The following is a 15,944-nucleotide window of genomic DNA, read 5'->3' on the forward strand; positions in this document are numbered from 1 at the left end:
TTAGGGCGTGGCGCTCATGACGCCCGGAGGCCAGCCACGATGTCGTGATCGTCGATGCCAGTATTTATGTGAAACGAGAGCTGTTCAATCCGGCCGGGCGCGAACCACGCGCGCCGCGCGCCGCTGCCGGGTTTCTTCGAGCGCGCATTGAAAGTTCGCGTCGGTCTGGGCGTGGCGGGCGAGATCGTCGAGGAACTCGGCGACGGCTTGAACGGTTTCGACCACAACATATCGCAGCCCTGCTCCGGCATCGATGGAATCACGGCCGATATTGACCCCGAAACCGCCCGCTACCTTGCGAAACCATGCTGACCGCCAGCCGCGGAAGGCGGCCGGATCCGATCGAAATTCATCAAGCAGGGTCTTTTGCCGATCGATCCGGGCAAGGAAAATCGCAACCACATCCGTCGCTTTCGCTTGCGGCTTTTCAGCCATCTTGGCCGACCATTTCTGGAAGAACAGGGGCGCGGTTGGCGGGGTTTCCGCCTCGTCCTCATCGATCACGCTTGCTGCCGGCAGATCCGGCGCCGGTGCATCGGGCTGCGGCGCAGGCGAACCGAACGATGGTTCCCGCTCTTCCGCCAAATTCTGCTGCAGTTCGAAGGTCAGGTTGCCCCAGATCGATTTCGGTTGCTCGGGAGCTTTTGTTCTCTTCCGGCGGGTTGTTTTAATTTCGACGATGAAGGGCTTGGGCTGTTTAGGCATGGGTTCCGGGGCGTGGTGTCGACGGTGAGTTGCTGCTTGCGGGTGATCACCGAGGAATGCCAGAGGGGACTGGCGCCCGAGATCGCTGAATATTGATTGCTTATGGTTAACGCAGTGCACGCCTACACGAAACGGCTACGCCGGGCAATGCCAAGATTCCACGCAAGCCGGCGGCGCCGGAAACATGGTCTATCGCCATTTCACCATGGACCTTATCGTCTCGGCTGCAGTCTAAGCCCCATATTTCGCGCATAGGCCGCCGGCGTGCATCCCATATGGCGATGGAATCGCCGGGTAAAGTGGCTCTGATCGGCAAAGCCGACCGTCAGCGCGACATCGACAAGGGAAAGCCGGCCCTGTTGAATAAGCCCTTTTGCCCGTTCGATGCGCATTCGTTCGACATAGCTCATCGGCGTTTCGCCGAGGCTGTTTTTGAACAGGCGCGCGAAGTGGAAGCGGCTGACGCCTGCTATCGCGGCCAGTTCGAGCAATCCGATCGTCGATTGCATGTTGTCTTCGATGTAGCTCATGATCTTGCCGATCGTCCTTGCGGTCAGCGAAGGCGGACCGGTGTCGATCGCGGCGTCGAAGGCATTGTAGTTGCGCAGGAGATGGACGACGACCGCGCACGACACGGCATCGACGATCAGGCGCTGCGCCGGATGCGGCGGCTTGCCGAGTTCGTCCGCGAACAGCCGGGCGAAGCACTCGATATTCGTATCCCTGGCGCCGAAATTGTTCAGAAGTTCGATTTCGCCGCCGACCTCTTCCGCTGCCCGCGCGATCAGTTCCGTCGGGATACGAATGCGTGTCGAGGCCGGGAAGTCGCCTTCCCAGCTTGCTTCATGACCGGCGGGCATCAGAACAGACATTCCGATAGAAAGGCGGCCGTCATGGACCCTGCCGGCGCGTTTCTGGATGAGGCGTCCGCCGACCGTCGTGCAATAGGCGAGCACATGATGGTCGTATGCGGGCACATTCTTCATGTTCACCGGCATGCGCTCGTAGGTGTCGATCGTCGCACCCGACCAGCCCCGGTTGCGGCTCGTCGCGACCGGGGCTTCCGTTACCCTGTCGATAACGGAAGCAATCGTTATCCTGTCCGCCGACACCGGCCGAGCCGCTTCGCCATGCTCCGCTTCCGGCCGAACATCATCCAGGCTCTGGGCCATCAGGCGGGCAGCGACATGCAACCTGTCGCTTTCCACCCTTTCGTTCGTCAAATGGCAGCGCATCCCTCTGCACTCAGTCTTCGTTGCGTCGCAGGGAAAGCAGGCCGGCAAGGACATCGTCCCGATAGGTCTCGAGCTCGCCGATCGAGCGGGCCTGCACCATCTCGTGAACGCCATCGATGACCTTCGCACGCACCTCCGGCGTCAGCTCCGGCTGGCCGAGAACGCCCCACCAGGCGGTCATCGGTCCGGTGAACTGCTCGAAGAAATGCTCGATCCCGCCATGGCCGCCGCCGAGATGGTAGAGCAGGCTCGGCCCCATGATGCCCCAGCGCAGGCCGGGGCCCCAGCTGACAGCGGCATCCGCATCGGCGACGCTGACGACATCCTGGGAGATCAGATAGACAATCTCGCGATAAAGGGCCGCCTGCAGCCGGTTCGCGACATGGCCGGGTACTTCCTTGCGGAGACGGATCGTCCGCTTGCCGAGGCCGCGATAAAATGCCGTCGCGCGCGCAATCGTCTCCTCGGAGGTGGCTGCCCCGCCGACGATTTCGACGAGCGGGATGAGATGGGGCGGATTGAAGGGATGGCCGATGACGCAACGCTCGGGATGCCGTTCGCAGGCCGACTGGATGGTGCTCGCCGTCAATCCCGACGAACTCGATGCGATCACGACATCGGCGGGAAGGATCTCGTCGAGATGGTGATAGAGTTCCTTCTTGAATTCGATCCGTTCCGGGCCGTTCTCCTGAATGAAGTCGGCCCCGGCGACCGCGTCGTCGAGTACCGCGGTGAATTGCAGTTTCGACGGGACTGCGCCGGGCGCCAGGCCTGATTGCTCCAGCGCCGGCCATGCGGCCTCGACGAAGTCCCGAAGCCGCTTCTCCGCATCGGGCGCGATGTCGGTTGCGATCACGTCCAGCCCTTTGGCGAGAAACAACGCCGCCCAGCTGGCGCCGATGACACCGGTGCCGATGATGGCGACACGACGAATCTCTTTGCTCATGGTCTTTGGTCCTTCGGATCTGCGGTTAAACAAATGCACTGAAGCCGCTGACCGCCTTGCCGACGATCAGCGAGTTCATTTCGCGCGTACCTTCATAGGAATAGAGCGCCTCGGAATCGGCGAAGAAGCGTGCGACGTTGTAGTCGAGCACGATGCCGTTGCCGCCGAGAATTTCTCGCGCCCAGGCGACGGTCTCCCGCATTCGCACGGTGCAGAATGCCTTTGCCAACGAGGCATGCTGGTCCAGCAGCTTGCCCTGGTCCTGCAACTGCGCGAGACGGACGACCATGCATTGCGAGGCGGTGATGTTGCCGAGCATTTTCGCCAGCAGGTCCTGGATCAGCTGGAATGAGGCGATGGGCTTGCCGAACTGCTCGCGGGTCTGGGCATAGTGCAGCGCATGTTCATAGGCGCCCATGCTGCAGCCCACGGCCTCCCACGCGACATATTGCCGTGTCAGCTTCAGAACCCGCGCCGTATCCCGGAACGAGCGGTCGCCCTGCAGGCGGTTCTCTTCGGGCACGCGGCAATTCTCGAGCGTGATGACGCCGTTCTGCACGACGCGCAGCGCAATCTTGTGCTCGATCTTCTCGACCGAGAAGCCAGGCGTCGTCTTGTTCTCGACGACGAATCCCTTGACCTGGTCGTCGTCGACATCGCGGGCCCAGATAATCGACAGGTCGCACCAGGGCGCATTGCCGATCCAGCGTTTCTGGCCGTTGAGAACCCAGGTGTCGCCCTCGCGCTTGGCCGTCGTCAGAAGCCCGCCGCCGGTGCCGGAACCGACGAGTGGTTCCGTCAGGCCGAAGCAGCCGATCTGCTCCATGCGGGCCATGGCAGGCAGCCAGCGCTGTTTCTGCTCTTCCGAGCCGCCGAGATAGATCGACCCCATGGCAAGACCGCTGTGAACGCCATAGAAGGTGGCGATCGAGGAATCGACGCGAGCGATTTCCATGGCGACGAAACCATCGAGCAACGTGCTGCCGCCGGGGCAGCCATAGCCCTCAAATCCGATCCCGACGATGCCGAGGTCGCGGATCCCGGGAATGAGTTCGAAGGGGAAAGCGTCCTCGGCCCAGTATTTGTTGATGACGGGCGCAACCGTCGTCTCCATGAAGGAGCGGACGCCTTTCAGGAGCGCCTGCTCGGCATCGCTCAGCAGCTCATGGATCATGTAGAAGTCGCTGTCGCAGGCAGGAAGCGGCTTTCGATCGGCGGTCATGACGGTCTCCCGGAGGCATGTGATGAGGAAAGGGTTGGCTGCGGTGCCAGGTAATCGTGGACGACCTCGCCGCCGGCGATGGTCAAATCGGTGAGGATATGTATCGCGGAGACGACTTCGAGGACGGGCAGCTTGGCGACGGGCGCAAAGCAGTGCGGATGCAGTTCGAGGGAGGCGGGACCGGTCCAGGCGCCTTTCACGGTGACGTCGGAGACGTGGTATTTGACCAGCTCGCAAATGCGGACCGAACCATCGACATGCGGCAGGATCTTGAGCAGAAAGCCCGGTGCGGCAAGCGTCTTTTCGACCGCCTTGGGATCGAGAGCGTTGTACTTGTACGCCATCGTCGCGGTAGCGACGCGCACGCCGTTGTAGTCGAGCGTTCCCACCAGCGCGTCGTTGCGGACTTCCAGTTTCGGCTGGGCCAGGACTTTCGGAAATCCCAGCAGTTCGCGGCCGGAGGCGATACCGGCTTCGCTATCGAGATACATGGCATGGGTGTAGCCGCCGGCTGCTCCCTGGAAGCTGACGGGGATGACCTGACCGGACTCCGTATAAGAGCCGAGGCCGCTTGAATCGGGCATCTTGATGAATTCATACTTGACGATCGGCTCGACCGGCATCAGCGGCGCGGGAACGATCTTGGCGAGCGCGTCGGGATCGGTCCGATACGCGATGATGATGAATTCGCGATCGACAAACCGGAAGGGCGGCTTCGGATAGGCCGGGCTTGCGATCGGCATCGCATAGGCGGAATTGCGGACTTCGTCTTCTGTCATGGTGTTCTCCGGCGGTCTCGGGTCAATCCTGGAAGCGCGCCACAGCGCCGGTTTCGTTGAGGTGCTCGATGTCGGTGTCGTTGAAACCCAGTTCTTTCAGGATTTCGGCGGCATGTTCGCTAAGTGCCGGGGCCGGCCGTGGCTTGACCTTCTCGGTTCCAAGAATCTGGATCGGGCTGCTGACGGTGCGCGTGGTCGGCTTGCCCGGTATGTCGAGCGGCACGACGATGTCATTGGCGGCCAGCTGCGGATCGTTGATGATCTCATGGGCAACCTGCACCACGCCGAAGATGACGCGGTTGGCAGTCAGCACGTCTTTCCAGTCCGCCAATGGTCGGCTCGCGAAGACGGGGTCGAGGATATCGACCAGCGCCGCGGCATTTTCGGCGCGCTTGTTGTCGGCAAAACGCGGATCGTCGAGCAGGTCCTGTTTGCCGATCGCCTTGGCGAAGCTCGGCCAGTCCTTCCGCTGCGCGGCGACGAGCAGGATCCACCGCCCATCGGAGGTCTGGTATGGATTGAGCAGCGCGTTGGGCGGGTTCTTGCGATCATGCTGCGGGAAAAAGTGCGCGCCGTTCAGGCCGCCCTCGACCCATGCGGCCGCCGCCCAGATGCCGTTTGCGATCAATGAGGTCGAGACGTGGCTGCCTTTGCCTGTCGTGGAGCGGACATAGAGCGCGGTGACGATCGCGGCATACAGCGTTGTTGCCGTCGCATGATCGCCTATGCCCGGGATGGGCAGCGTCGGCGGGCTGCCGGCGTCGTGGGTCACTTCCATCAACCCGGATCGCGCCCAGTAAGCCGTCACGTCGAAGCCGGGCGTATCCGCTTCCGGACCTTCGGAACCGTAGCCGGTGATATCGGCATAGATCAGCCTTGGATTGAGCGGTGAAAGCATCTCGTAGGTGACGCCGAGGGCCGCCTTCACCCGCGGCGGGAAATTGACCACGATGACATCGGCCCAGCGCACAAGCCGTTCGAGAACCTCTCTGGATTCGCCGGCTTTAAGATTGATCGCGATGCTGCGCTTGTTCCGGTTGGTGAGCTGCCACGCGTAGTTGACGTCGCTGACCGGATTGGGGGGCGTTTGCGAGAAATAGCGGTAGATGTCCCCGGTTTCCGGCGGCTCCACCTTGATGACGTCGGCGCCGAAATCAGCGAGGATCGTGGTCGCGGCCGGCCCGGCGATGTAGCTCGCAAGATCGAGGACCTTCAGTCCGGAGAAGATGTAACTGCCGTTCATGAGCTTCATTCCTGTATGCGGGCCTGTATGCGGGAAAGATCGATGGTCGCGGCGGCACCGGGAGCCGTTCCGGGGAAGTGGGAGGGGCTGCCCGAGAACATCACCGTCCCTCGAACTTTGGCTGGCGTTTTTCCAGGAAGGCGGCGACGCCCTCCTTCTTGTCCTCGGTGGCGGCGCATAGCGCAAAAAGCTTGCCCTCGAGCGCCAAGCCCTCCTGCAGCGAGCCATCGAGGCCGCGATTGACCGCTTCGATGGCAAAGCCGATGGCAAGCGCCGAGTTTCTGGTAATGTCCGCCAGCAGGGCCTCCGCCCTTGCGATCAGTTCGGCAGGTTCGACGACGGCGTTGACGAGGCCGATCCGATGAGCCTCCTCCGCCGGGATCATCGCGCCGGTGAGGATGAGCTGCATCGCGCGGCCTTTGCCGATCAGGCGAGCCAGCCGCTGCGTTCCGCCGAAACCGGGAATAAGGCCCAGCCTGATTTCGGGCTGGCCGAATTGCGCGTGGGCCGTGGCGATACGGAGCGTGCAGGCCATCGCCGTTTCGCAGCCGCCGCCGAGCGCCAGGCCGTTTACGGCGGCGATCACCGGCTTGCCGAGGTCTTCGATGAGGTTGAGCAACTCCTGGCCGGCGCGCGTCTGGCGCTCGGCGTCGATAGGGGTCGCCTTGGCCAGTTCGGTGATGTCGGCGCCGGCGATGAAAGCTCGATCGCCGGCGCCGGTGAGGATGACGCCGCGGACCTCGGCGTCATCTCGGGCATCTTCGAACGCCTTTTTCAGCTCCCGGATCGTCCTTTGGCTGAGGGCGTTCATTACTTCGGGACGGTTCAACGTCACGTAGGCGGTCGTATCCCGCTTCTCGTAGAGGATGGTTTCGAAAGGTGCCGGAGGAGAAATTTGCGTCATCGGATCGAACGTTCCTCATTTTTGACGACGCACCCGATAGCCTTGGGCGTGCCGTCAGGAGATCGGGGCCTGGGCCGCTGTCGCGAATCTCGCGCGAAGGCGGCAGCCCTGACTAATTTCAGTGGATGAGCGCGGAAAACTTCCGTCCCTTGGGCACTCGGTCGATGTCAATGTGCCCCTTGCGGCCCCTCAACTCTATCCCCCGGTTGGGGGTGAAGGCGCCACGTTTTGGGGGATGGGGAAGATAAAGCCCTTTGCCTGCGGAGGCACGGCCGACCACAGGCAGCCGGGCCTCCCTGCGGGCTTTATTCCACCAGCGCCAACCGTGCGGAAGCGCTCAATTCGGTGGATTTCGCGGCGTTTTCCGCATCGTCGAGCGCCGCATAGGCGGCGGCGGCGGTCTCATGCACCTGCCATGTCGCAAGCGGCGTTTCAAAACCTTCGCTGACGTCAAGTGCGGAGGCGACGTGACGCAGGCTTTCGGCCGGCGCGCCACGGGCAATGGCGACCCGCGCCAGCGCGTCCCAGGCCAAAGCGCGCCAGGTTCGCTCGTCTGTCTGCTCCGCCAAGCCCACCAGCTCCTCGGCATGCTCCTGTGCCGCAACAACGTTGCCTTCGGCAAGCGAGAGGTTTACCCAGCCGAATTCCATCGCAAGCCGCCAATACCAGTCCAGCAGGACGGCCTGCCTGTTCATTTCGTCTTCGGCCGCGGTCAGATAGCCACGAGCGGCGGCATGATGTCCAACTGCGATTTCGGCAAGGGCGCACAAAACAAGCGATAGCCGGCGCTCGATCGGCAGCATGTCGGCGATGGCGGGATCGGCGACCTGTTGTTCCCTGACGGCGTCGGCGGTGACGCGGCATGTGTCGAAGACGGCGTCCACCTTGCCGGTGAAGAGATAGACGAGCGCACGATAGACTTTCAGGCCGCGCGACTCGCTATGGTTGCCGTTTGCCTCGTATCTGGCGACCGCCTCGTCGAAGGCTGCGAGCGAACCGGCGAAATCGCCGAGAAACAGCAGGCAGACCGGCACCCCGATATCATGCATCCAGAGCGCGCGCGGAATATCCGGCTCGTCGCGGTAATTGGCATGATCGATGATGTATTGATAGTCGACGCGCAGGCTTTGACAGACTTCCCGGTAGCGTGACGCAAAGACACCGATCATGCCGAAATCGATCATCGCGCGCGCGGTGGTAAGGCTTTCGCCCTCGGCTCTCAAGAACGCAACCGTCTCCTCGCAAAGACGCACATCCTCACCGTTCCAGCCGTCTATCCAGATGCGGCGGATCAGGACGTTGAGCCGGGTGAGCGCGCGTACCGTCGGGCTCCGCTGGCGCGCGCTCAACGCCTCGATGTCTTTGAGAAGACGAAGGCATAACGCCTTGTCCCGCCAGCTTGCGACCTGCGCCTGGCGCAGCAGGCAGCGCGCCTGCATATCGACGTCTCCCAGCTCTGTTGCCCGCCTGAGCAACGCGGCATGGGCCTCTGCGGCACGACGATCATGGGTTGCGACATAGATGGCCGCACGGCGATCCAGAAATTCGATTTCCGTCGCGGCCTTTATTTCCGCAGGCAGGCCCGCCGTCAGATCGTCGGCGCGATCGAGCATCGCCAGCGCGTCGCTGTAGGCGAAGCGGCGGATGGCGATGCGCAACGCTATGCGGAAATATGTCAGAGCCTTCTGCCACTCGGCTGCTCTCGCGAAATGACCGGCAAGCTCTCCCGCAACCGGATCCCGCTCATCCGGCGGGTAGACGGCTTCCAGCCGGCTGCCGATCGCCGCATGAAGCCGCGAAAGGCGGGCAGGACCCAACAGGTCATAGAGAACCTGGCGGTAGATGTCATGCCGGAAGCGATATTGCCGCAACTGCCGGCCGCCCGGCAGCAGGCGCAAGCCGTCGTGCTGAATGAACAACATGCGGCGGCAGAGGCTTTCGCATGCATCCTCGAAGGCATAGAAATCGAGATCCGTGGCGGCCACGGCGACCGACGCGCAGAATTGAAGGCCAGTGACGCTCGCAGCCTCCAGGATTTGTCTCTCGGTCTCGGGAAGCCATTCGAAGCGTGCTTCGATCAGCCGGCCAAGCGTCGGCGGCGTCTCGCGCTTGATGCTTTCGGCCGGCGTCTGCAGATGCCAGGAGCCATCCGGCCTTCGTGCCACGAGACCACGTTCTGCAAGATGATCGAGCGTGGCCTGCATGAACAGCGGATTGCCGCCGGACCATTCCCGAAGGAGATGTGCGAATGCCTTCGAGGCGTTCGCGTGCGGATCGTCACCGATAAATGCCGCGACCGCGCTTTCGGTCAGTGGTTGCAAGGCGATTTCCGAACCGTAGCGGTTCAGCACGAGATCATGCACCAGGCCGCGCAACGGATGGCGGCCGTCCACGTCTTCGGGCCTGTACGTGGCGATGATCAGCAGCCTTGCCGAAGACCGCCGGCGCGATATGGCGGAGAGAAAATCGAGCGTCGCGTAATCGGACCAATGAATGTTTTCGAGGACAAGGATGATGGTGCGCTGCGAGGCGAGACGCTCCAGCAATTCGCAGCCTTCGCGCAACATGCGTTCCCGCCCGGAGACGGCCAGGAGCGGCTGCAGGGCAAGGCGCTGTTCGTGGGAAACATGCGCCGGCATCTGCACCGCCCAGCTCGGCGCAAGCGTTATCAGCGAGCGCAGGACGGTGGTTCCGAGCGCTCCCGTGCAGAGCCCCGCAAGCGCTTCCAATATCGGATAGTAGGGTTCGGTTCCGGCAAGTCCTTCGACGCACTGTCCGAAGCCCACGACGGGACTGGAGGATACGGAAAGCTGCGCAAGGAATTTCCGCACGACCGTCGATTTCCCGAGGCCTGGCTCGCCGCTGAGAAACACGAGCTGCAAACTGCCGGATTGTGCTTGCCGAAATCTGGACATCAGGGCTTCAAGCGGCGTGTCGCGCCCGACAAACAAGGGATCGCCTGACTGCGAAGCCTCCAGAGGAAATGCCGAAACGTCGCCGATGGAGCCGATGAAGCGATATCCGCGACCGCGCACGGTTTCGATGAAACGCGGCTTCTCCGAGCGATCGTGGAGTGCGTTGCGGATGGCCAGGATATGGGTTTTTACCACCTCGGGCTGGACATGCACGCCCTGCCATAGCGCATCGAGCAATTCGTCGGAGCCGATCGCGCGTCCTTTGTTGGCCAGAAGATATCGCAATAGCTGGAATGTCTTCGGCGGCAGGTCCAGGCGCTCGTTTTCGCCTGGCACATCGGTGCGCCACAAGCACTCATTCGAAAGATCGATCCGGAAGGACGGCAGATCGGCCATGCGGCGCAGCTCCCCTCATTGCGTAGAGACTATAAGTAAACCGAGTGCGTCGGCCCGTGCTACGGCTTCGGCCCGTGTTTTTACCGCGAGCTTCGAAAAAATTCGCTTGATATGCGATTTTACGGTTTCCGGCGCAATTTTCAGCGACTGTGCAATCCGTTTGTTGGATAAACCCTGGCTGACGAGCCTGAGAATGTCCTGCTCGCGCGTGCTGAGGCAATCGTAGCTCTTGGGTTTTGATTTTGATTTCGAGGGGACAGGCGCAACAGTGTCGCCATGGCTGATGAGGCCGCCGGCATAGACCAGGATGTCTGCCGCATCGCCTCCCGGCTTCAGCGCGTTTTCATAGACGCGCTGCACGATCCCGCCGACTGCCGTTCCTTCATCGATAAAGATCTGGAAGAGGCCGAGAATAGCGCCGAGCCGCAGGGCTCTGAGAACCAGAGTTTCGGCTTGCGCGGGACGGCCGAGCATTTCGAGCGCGGCGGCCTTCTGCAATCCCAATCGCAAGGCCAAAAGAAGGTCGTGGCGTTGAATGGCCTCCGCATGCAGTCGTTGCAGCTCCGCGAGGGCTGCCGCCGCCTGTTCCGCTGCGAGATCCAGACGAACATGGGCGATATCCCGATGGCGCCTGATGGTGATGGCGGGTTCGCTTCCCCGCGGTTCGAAACCGGCTGCAAAGCGATCAAGCCGGGCGGCGTACAGCTCTGCTTCCTTGGCACGCCCGGCGCGCAGAAGCAGGTTCAGGCGCTCCTCGAAACAGGCCGCGATCAGCCGGCTCCACCCGCGCTTCTGGCCGATGGTTTCTGCCTGTCGCAGGAGCAGCAGAGCGAAATCGTATTGTTCTCTTTGCGCGGCAATGCGGGAGAGAATGAAGTGGGTTCGCCAGACGCTGTCGAGCAGGCCCGTCGCCTTGATCGTCTCCAGCCGGCGGAGGAGCAGTTCCTCGGCCTCCTCCAGAAGCCCCTCTTCGTAAAGCGCCTGCGCCGCGACGCTTGCGGCCAGTGCGGCAAGCGCAGGCTCCGGCCTGTCGAGCCGCTCTGCAAGACCGAGCGCCTCCATTGCCGTCCGACGGGCGGCCGACAAGCGCAGTTGCTGCAGCTCGATCGCCGCGTCGACGATCAGAGACAGAATGTCCGCCGGCATGCGATGTCCCGCAAGCGCCGTATTCCGCCCGCCCCAGACGGACGCATCGACATGGCCGAGATGCCCGAGTTGCCAATGCGCGAACCGGCAGAGTGCCGCTGCGGCGGCGTTGTCGGTATGTGATGCGTTCTTTCCAAGAAGGGCGGAGGCGGTGGCGAAGGCAGCATGGCAACTGTCTTGCATGGCAAGCGCCATCGTCCGAAGCAGACCGACGTCCTTCCTGAACACATCGGCTTTGCCCGGGCGCAGATGGACGAGCGCGCGCTCGATCCTGGCGATCAGCTCGAGCCCTTCATCGATGCGCAACTGCGAAAGCAGACGTCGTGCGCGCCAGATGCCGCGCCCGATATGGATCGACGGCACGGTTTCCGTTTCCGTGTCGGGCCGGCCAAGTTGTTTCACCATGAAGAAGACCTGGTCGCTGTCGGCTACGGCGGGGTCTTCGTCCGCGGATCGTCGTTCGGCTGAAGGCGTCGGATGCTGCCGCAATGTACCATGGTCTTTCCGAGAGCCGGGAGCTTGCTGCCGAATGGATGAGAGATCGATCTCACTATCCAGTCTGGTCGAGCCGCCGCCGTCTCTCATATCGTGGTCGTGGGTCACAGCGGATGCGAACTCCGGCTGCCGTGAATCTATCGAAACGGCAGACTAGCACCGGCCACGCCCCCCGGTCGTGATGCCAAGGTAATGGTCGGGTAATGTTTCGGTGTTCTTCCGGTAATCATGGCATGCCATGCAGCCGTGACGCGCTTCCGGTCGCTTCTCCCCCTATGTTTTTGCCGGGATTCCCCCGGAAGGGGGATTGAGAATGACGGCGTCCGGAGACACCATCGATATAACGGGAGAGTGTTCATGCCAAGCAGACATATTGCCGGCATGGCGTGGAGCGGCGCAGCCTGCCACCGTGGTTCATATTCGTCCCCAAGTTCGCATTCCACTACATGGAGAGCCGCCGATGGCGAAGGGAAGCGATCTGACGGAGCTGACAACATGGATCGTGGCGAGTTTCGTCGCCAACAACCGGATAACGACTGAGGAAATACCTGCCTTGATAGCATCCACGCATGCGGCGCTGCTGCGTGTGCAGGGGGAGGACGAATTACGGCCGCTTCAACCGTCCCCAGCCGTTGCGATCGAGGAATCCGTCACATACGATCACATCGTCTGCCTGAACGACGGCCGCAAGCTGAAGTCCCTGAAGCGCTACATCAAGCGCAAATATGCGCTGACGCCCGAGAAATACCGGGAGATGTGGCATCTTCCAGACGATTATCCGATGGTTGCTCCGGCTTACAGCGAATACCGATCGCGAATTGCCAAGGGCAAGCGCGCGATCGGCGATGATGCCGGTCATGCCGGCTGATGCAAGGCGGAAATGGCTTGGGCCGGCTTCAGAACGGCATGGCGATCGGTTGGTCCATCGGCATCATGTTCTGGCTCACATTCGCCATGATCCATAGCGATCCGGCGAGGATCAGGAACACGATCAGGATGCCGAACGCCAGCGCAAGCACGTTGTTGGTATTATCCGGCCCGGTCGTGATGTGCAGGAAGAAAACCAGTTGCACCCCCATCTGGGCGATTGCGAGGACGAACAGTCCGATCGGGATGCCGGGGCCCCAGAGCACGCCCGCAGACGCCACCCAGAAGGAAATGCCTGTCAGCGCCAGAGACAGCACGAGCCCGATGGCATAGGTTGTGAAGCCGGAGAGAAAGCTGTCGCTTTCCTCGCCGGGGGCGGCATCACCGTGGGGCAGGGGAGAGGAGTGGGGATCGCTCATGACAATGTTCCGAACAGATAGACGACGGTGAAAACGGCCACCCAGATGATATCCAGCGCGTGCCAGAACAGGCTGAAGCACATCAGGCGGCGCAGAATATTGGGCTGGAAGCCGCGAACCCAGAGCTGCACCGTCAGGATGGTCAGCCACACGAGGCCGGAGGCGACGTGGAGGCCATGGCAGCCGACGATGGCAAAGAAGCTGGACAGGAAAGCGGATCGCCCAGGGCCGGCGCCCTGCGCAATCAAGTCGCTGAACTCATGGAGCTCGATTCCGAGGAAGATGAGACCGAGGAGCCCGGTGACCACGAGGAAGATCCGGGTGAGCCCGGCATGACCCCTTCGGGAGGCAAGCGTGGCGAGGCCGCAGGTGAAGCTCGACAGCACAAGACAGACGGTTTCGACGCCGACCGTGGAGACGCGGAACAGCTCCATGCCGCCCGGTCCACCGTTCGTCGCCTTGTGCAGGACGGCATAGGCGGCGAACAGGGCCGAGAACATGATGATGTCGGATAAGAGGAAGAGCCAGAAACCGAAGCCGGCGACGATGCGCTTGTCGGTGGGCGCCCATGGCGGTTGAGTACCGTCATCGTCCGCACCGCCCCTATGGCCCAGGCGATTGGGATCGGCCTTGCTGGTGCCGGCCGCAACCTCGAGGGACGTTGCAATCTGCCTGTTGTCGGCCCTGAGGAGAGCTTGCGTACGCACTTCCCGCCGCTCGCGATCAAGCCGGGCAACGTCCGTCGCGGAAATCATGTGCTCCGCCTCCCGCCGCCACGAGAATTCGACAACTGCCGCGAAGCTGCCCACCAGCCCCACCACGGCCAGCCACCAGATATGCCATATGAGAGCAAAGCCCGCGATGGAGGCGAAGAAGGCGACGATAATGCCGATCGGCGTGTTCATCGGCAGATAGATCGGCCGATAATCGGGTTCCGCGGTCAGCTGCTGCTGCGCGATCGCCCGTTGCTTGATCCCCCAATAGGCTTCCTCGCCATGGACATTCGGCAGCACTGCGAAGTTGAACGCCGGCGGCGGGGATGTGGTCGCCCATTCGAGCGACCGCCCGTCCCAGGGATCGCCCGCTTCATCGCGCAGGCTCTGTCTGTTGCGAATGGATACCACGAGCTGGGCCACCTGGCACAGCACGCCGCAGAAGATCAGCAGCGCGCCGGCCAGCGCAACCACCATGTAAGGCTGCCAGCTCGGGTCATCATAATACTGCATGCGCCGCGTCGCGCCCATGAGACCGAGCATATAGAGCGGCATGAAGGCGAGATAGAAGCCGATAAGCCAGCACCAGAAGGCAGCCTTGCCGAGGCCATCATGGAGGCGAAACCCGAAGGCCTTCGGAAACCAGTAGTTATAAGCGGCGAAGATACCGAACACGACGCCGCCGATAATGACATTGTGAAAGTGGGCGATGAGAAACAGAGAGTTATGCAGCTGGAAGTCCACCGGCGGGACTGCAAGCAGAACACCGGTCATGCCACCGATGACGAAGGTGACCATGAAGCCGATCGACCAGAGCATCGGCACCTCGAACCGCACCCGACCGCCATACATCGTAAACAGCCAGTTGAAGATTTTCGCGCCGGTAGGAACCGCGATAATCATCGTCATGATACCGAAGAAGCCATTCACGTCGGCGCTGGCGCCCATGGTGAAGAAATGATGCAGCCATACCATGCAGGACAGGATGCAGATGGCCATCGTGGCGATCACCATGGTCCGATAGCCGAACAGCGGTTTGCCGGAGAAGGTGGAAACGACTTCGGAATAGACGCCGAAGGCGGGAAGGATGAGGATGTAGACCTCGGGATGCCCCCAAATCCAGATGAGATTCACGAACATCATGGCGCTGCCGCCGCCGTCATTGGTGAAGAAATGGAAGCCCAGATACCGATCCAGCGTCAGCATCGCCAGAGTGGCGGTGAGGACCGGAAACACGGCGATGATGACGAGATTCGCGGCCAACGCCGTCCAGCAGAAAACGGGCATCCGCGTGAGCGTCATGCCGGGCGCACGCAGCTTCAGGATCGTCGTTACCAGGTTTATGCCCGACATCAGCGTTCCGATGCCGGCGATCTGGACGGACCAGAGATAATAGTCGACGCCGACGTCGGGAGAAAACTGAAGCTCGCTCAACGGAGGATAGACGAGCCATCCGGTCCTTGCGAAATTGCCGATGAAGAGACTGACATTGATCAGCAGCGCGCCCGTCGCCGTCAGCCAGAAGCTTGCGGAATTCAGCGTCGGGAACGCGACGTCGCGGATGCCGAGCTGGAGCGGGACGACGAAATTCATCAGGCCCACCACCAGCGGCATGGCCACGAAGAAGATCATGATCGCCCCATGGGCGGAGAAGATCTGGTTATAGTGATCCGGGGGCAGATACCCTTCGCCAGGGCCTGTCGCCACGGCCATGTGGGATCGCATGAGCAGAGCATCGGAGAAGCCGCGCAGCAGCATGATCAGCCCGAGCAGGCAATACATGACCCCGATGCGCTTGTGGTCGACGGATGTGATCCATTCTTCCCAGAGATAGGGAAGATACCCTTTCAAAACGATCCATGCGAGCACGGACACGATGACGAGGATGACAACCAGCGAGGTGAACAGCGGAAGCGGTTCGGTGAAGGGAATAGCGTTCCAGGTGAGTCTGCCGAACAT

12 protein-coding genes and 1 pseudogene are annotated in these 15,944 nt (G+C 61.9%); 1 reads left to right on the top strand and 12 read right to left on the bottom strand.

Features of this window, described 5'->3' with window-relative positions; translation table 11 throughout:
* Positions 1–84: 84 nt before the first annotated feature.
* From ACQZ6J_RS21985 to ACQZ6J_RS22025, 9 genes are all read right to left on the bottom strand, one after another.
* Positions 85–825 carry a hypothetical protein gene (locus ACQZ6J_RS21985; RefSeq protein ID WP_449085620.1) on the bottom strand — a complete coding sequence of 247 codons (741 nt, stop codon included), beginning with the start codon at positions 823–825 and terminating at the stop codon, positions 85–87.
* Between the two features lie 92 nt (positions 826–917).
* Positions 918–1,928, bottom strand: coding sequence for a helix-turn-helix domain-containing protein (locus ACQZ6J_RS21990; protein WP_449085621.1), 1,011 nt, complete (start codon positions 1,926–1,928; stop codon positions 918–920).
* Positions 1,929–1,950: 22 nt separating this feature from the next.
* On the bottom strand, positions 1,951–2,886 hold the full coding sequence (locus ACQZ6J_RS21995; protein ID WP_449085622.1) for a 3-hydroxyacyl-CoA dehydrogenase NAD-binding domain-containing protein: 936 nt from the start codon (positions 2,884–2,886) through the stop codon (positions 1,951–1,953).
* Positions 2,887–2,911: 25 nt separating this feature from the next.
* Complete coding sequence (locus ACQZ6J_RS22000) at positions 2,912–4,108, bottom strand: acyl-CoA dehydrogenase family protein (protein WP_449085623.1); 1,197 nt, start codon at positions 4,106–4,108, stop codon at positions 2,912–2,914.
* The gene (locus tag ACQZ6J_RS22005) at positions 4,105–4,887 is read right to left on the bottom strand and encodes an acetoacetate decarboxylase (RefSeq protein WP_449085624.1); all 783 of its coding nucleotides are present in this window, start codon (positions 4,885–4,887) and stop codon (positions 4,105–4,107) included. Before ACQZ6J_RS22005 ends, ACQZ6J_RS22000 begins: the two co-directional genes overlap by 4 nt.
* Positions 4,888–4,909: 22 nt before the next feature.
* Positions 4,910–6,130, bottom strand: coding sequence for a CaiB/BaiF CoA transferase family protein (locus ACQZ6J_RS22010; RefSeq protein ID WP_449085625.1), 1,221 nt, complete (start codon positions 6,128–6,130; stop codon positions 4,910–4,912).
* A 100-nt stretch (positions 6,131–6,230) separates the two neighbouring features.
* Entirely contained in the window at positions 6,231–7,034 is an 804-nt protein-coding gene (locus ACQZ6J_RS22015; protein WP_163989437.1) for an enoyl-CoA hydratase/isomerase family protein, read from the bottom strand.
* A gap of 305 nt (positions 7,035–7,339) precedes the next feature.
* Positions 7,340–10,345 carry an AAA family ATPase gene (locus ACQZ6J_RS22020; RefSeq protein ID WP_449085626.1) on the bottom strand — a complete coding sequence of 1,002 codons (3,006 nt, stop codon included), beginning with the start codon at positions 10,343–10,345 and terminating at the stop codon, positions 7,340–7,342.
* 15 nt (positions 10,346–10,360) lie between these two features.
* A complete protein-coding gene (locus ACQZ6J_RS22025) occupies positions 10,361–11,896 on the bottom strand; it encodes a LuxR C-terminal-related transcriptional regulator (RefSeq protein ID WP_449085627.1) in 1,536 nt (511 codons plus the stop codon).
* A 550-nt stretch (positions 11,897–12,446) separates the two neighbouring features.
* Here ACQZ6J_RS22025 and ACQZ6J_RS22030 point away from each other — a divergent pair.
* A complete protein-coding gene (locus tag ACQZ6J_RS22030; RefSeq protein ID WP_163989431.1) occupies positions 12,447–12,854 on the top strand; it encodes a Ros/MucR family transcriptional regulator in 408 nt (135 codons plus the stop codon).
* Between the two features lie 28 nt (positions 12,855–12,882).
* Here ACQZ6J_RS22030 and cyoD read toward each other — a convergent pair whose 3' ends face one another.
* The 3 genes and pseudogenes from cyoD to cyoB all read right to left on the bottom strand — a co-directional run.
* A complete protein-coding gene (gene cyoD / locus ACQZ6J_RS22035) occupies positions 12,883–13,272 on the bottom strand; it encodes a cytochrome o ubiquinol oxidase subunit IV (protein WP_163989428.1) in 390 nt (129 codons plus the stop codon).
* Positions 13,269–13,979: a cytochrome o ubiquinol oxidase subunit III gene (gene cyoC, locus ACQZ6J_RS22040; RefSeq protein WP_449085651.1), complete on the bottom strand. Its 711-nt coding sequence runs from the start codon at positions 13,977–13,979 to the stop codon at positions 13,269–13,271. The genes cyoD and cyoC overlap by 4 nt, the downstream gene beginning before the upstream one ends.
* Positions 13,974–15,944 (bottom strand): annotated as a pseudogene (gene cyoB / locus ACQZ6J_RS22045) (cytochrome o ubiquinol oxidase subunit I); the annotation flags it as partial. The pseudogene cyoB and the gene cyoC, both read right to left, overlap by 6 nt.

This window comes from Rhizobium sp. A37_96 (assembly GCF_053521765.1).

Coding starts and splice junctions, on each gene's coding strand:
- ACQZ6J_RS22020 (WP_449085626.1), bottom strand. CDS start 10,345: ATGGCCGATCTGCCGTCCTTCCGGATCGATCTTTCGAATGAGTGCTTG.
- ACQZ6J_RS22015 (WP_163989437.1), bottom strand. CDS start 7,034: ATGACGCAAATTTCTCCTCCGGCACCTTTCGAAACCATCCTCTACGAG.
- ACQZ6J_RS21995 (WP_449085622.1), bottom strand. CDS start 2,886: ATGAGCAAAGAGATTCGTCGTGTCGCCATCATCGGCACCGGTGTCATC.
- ACQZ6J_RS22030 (WP_163989431.1), top strand. CDS start 12,447: ATGGCGAAGGGAAGCGATCTGACGGAGCTGACAACATGGATCGTGGCG.
- ACQZ6J_RS22005 (WP_449085624.1), bottom strand. CDS start 4,887: ATGACAGAAGACGAAGTCCGCAATTCCGCCTATGCGATGCCGATCGCA.
- ACQZ6J_RS22000 (WP_449085623.1), bottom strand. CDS start 4,108: ATGACCGCCGATCGAAAGCCGCTTCCTGCCTGCGACAGCGACTTCTAC.
- ACQZ6J_RS22025 (WP_449085627.1), bottom strand. CDS start 11,896: ATGGTGAAACAACTTGGCCGGCCCGACACGGAAACGGAAACCGTGCCG.
- cyoD (WP_163989428.1), bottom strand. CDS start 13,272: ATGAGCGATCCCCACTCCTCTCCCCTGCCCCACGGTGATGCCGCCCCC.
- ACQZ6J_RS22010 (WP_449085625.1), bottom strand. CDS start 6,130: ATGAACGGCAGTTACATCTTCTCCGGACTGAAGGTCCTCGATCTTGCG.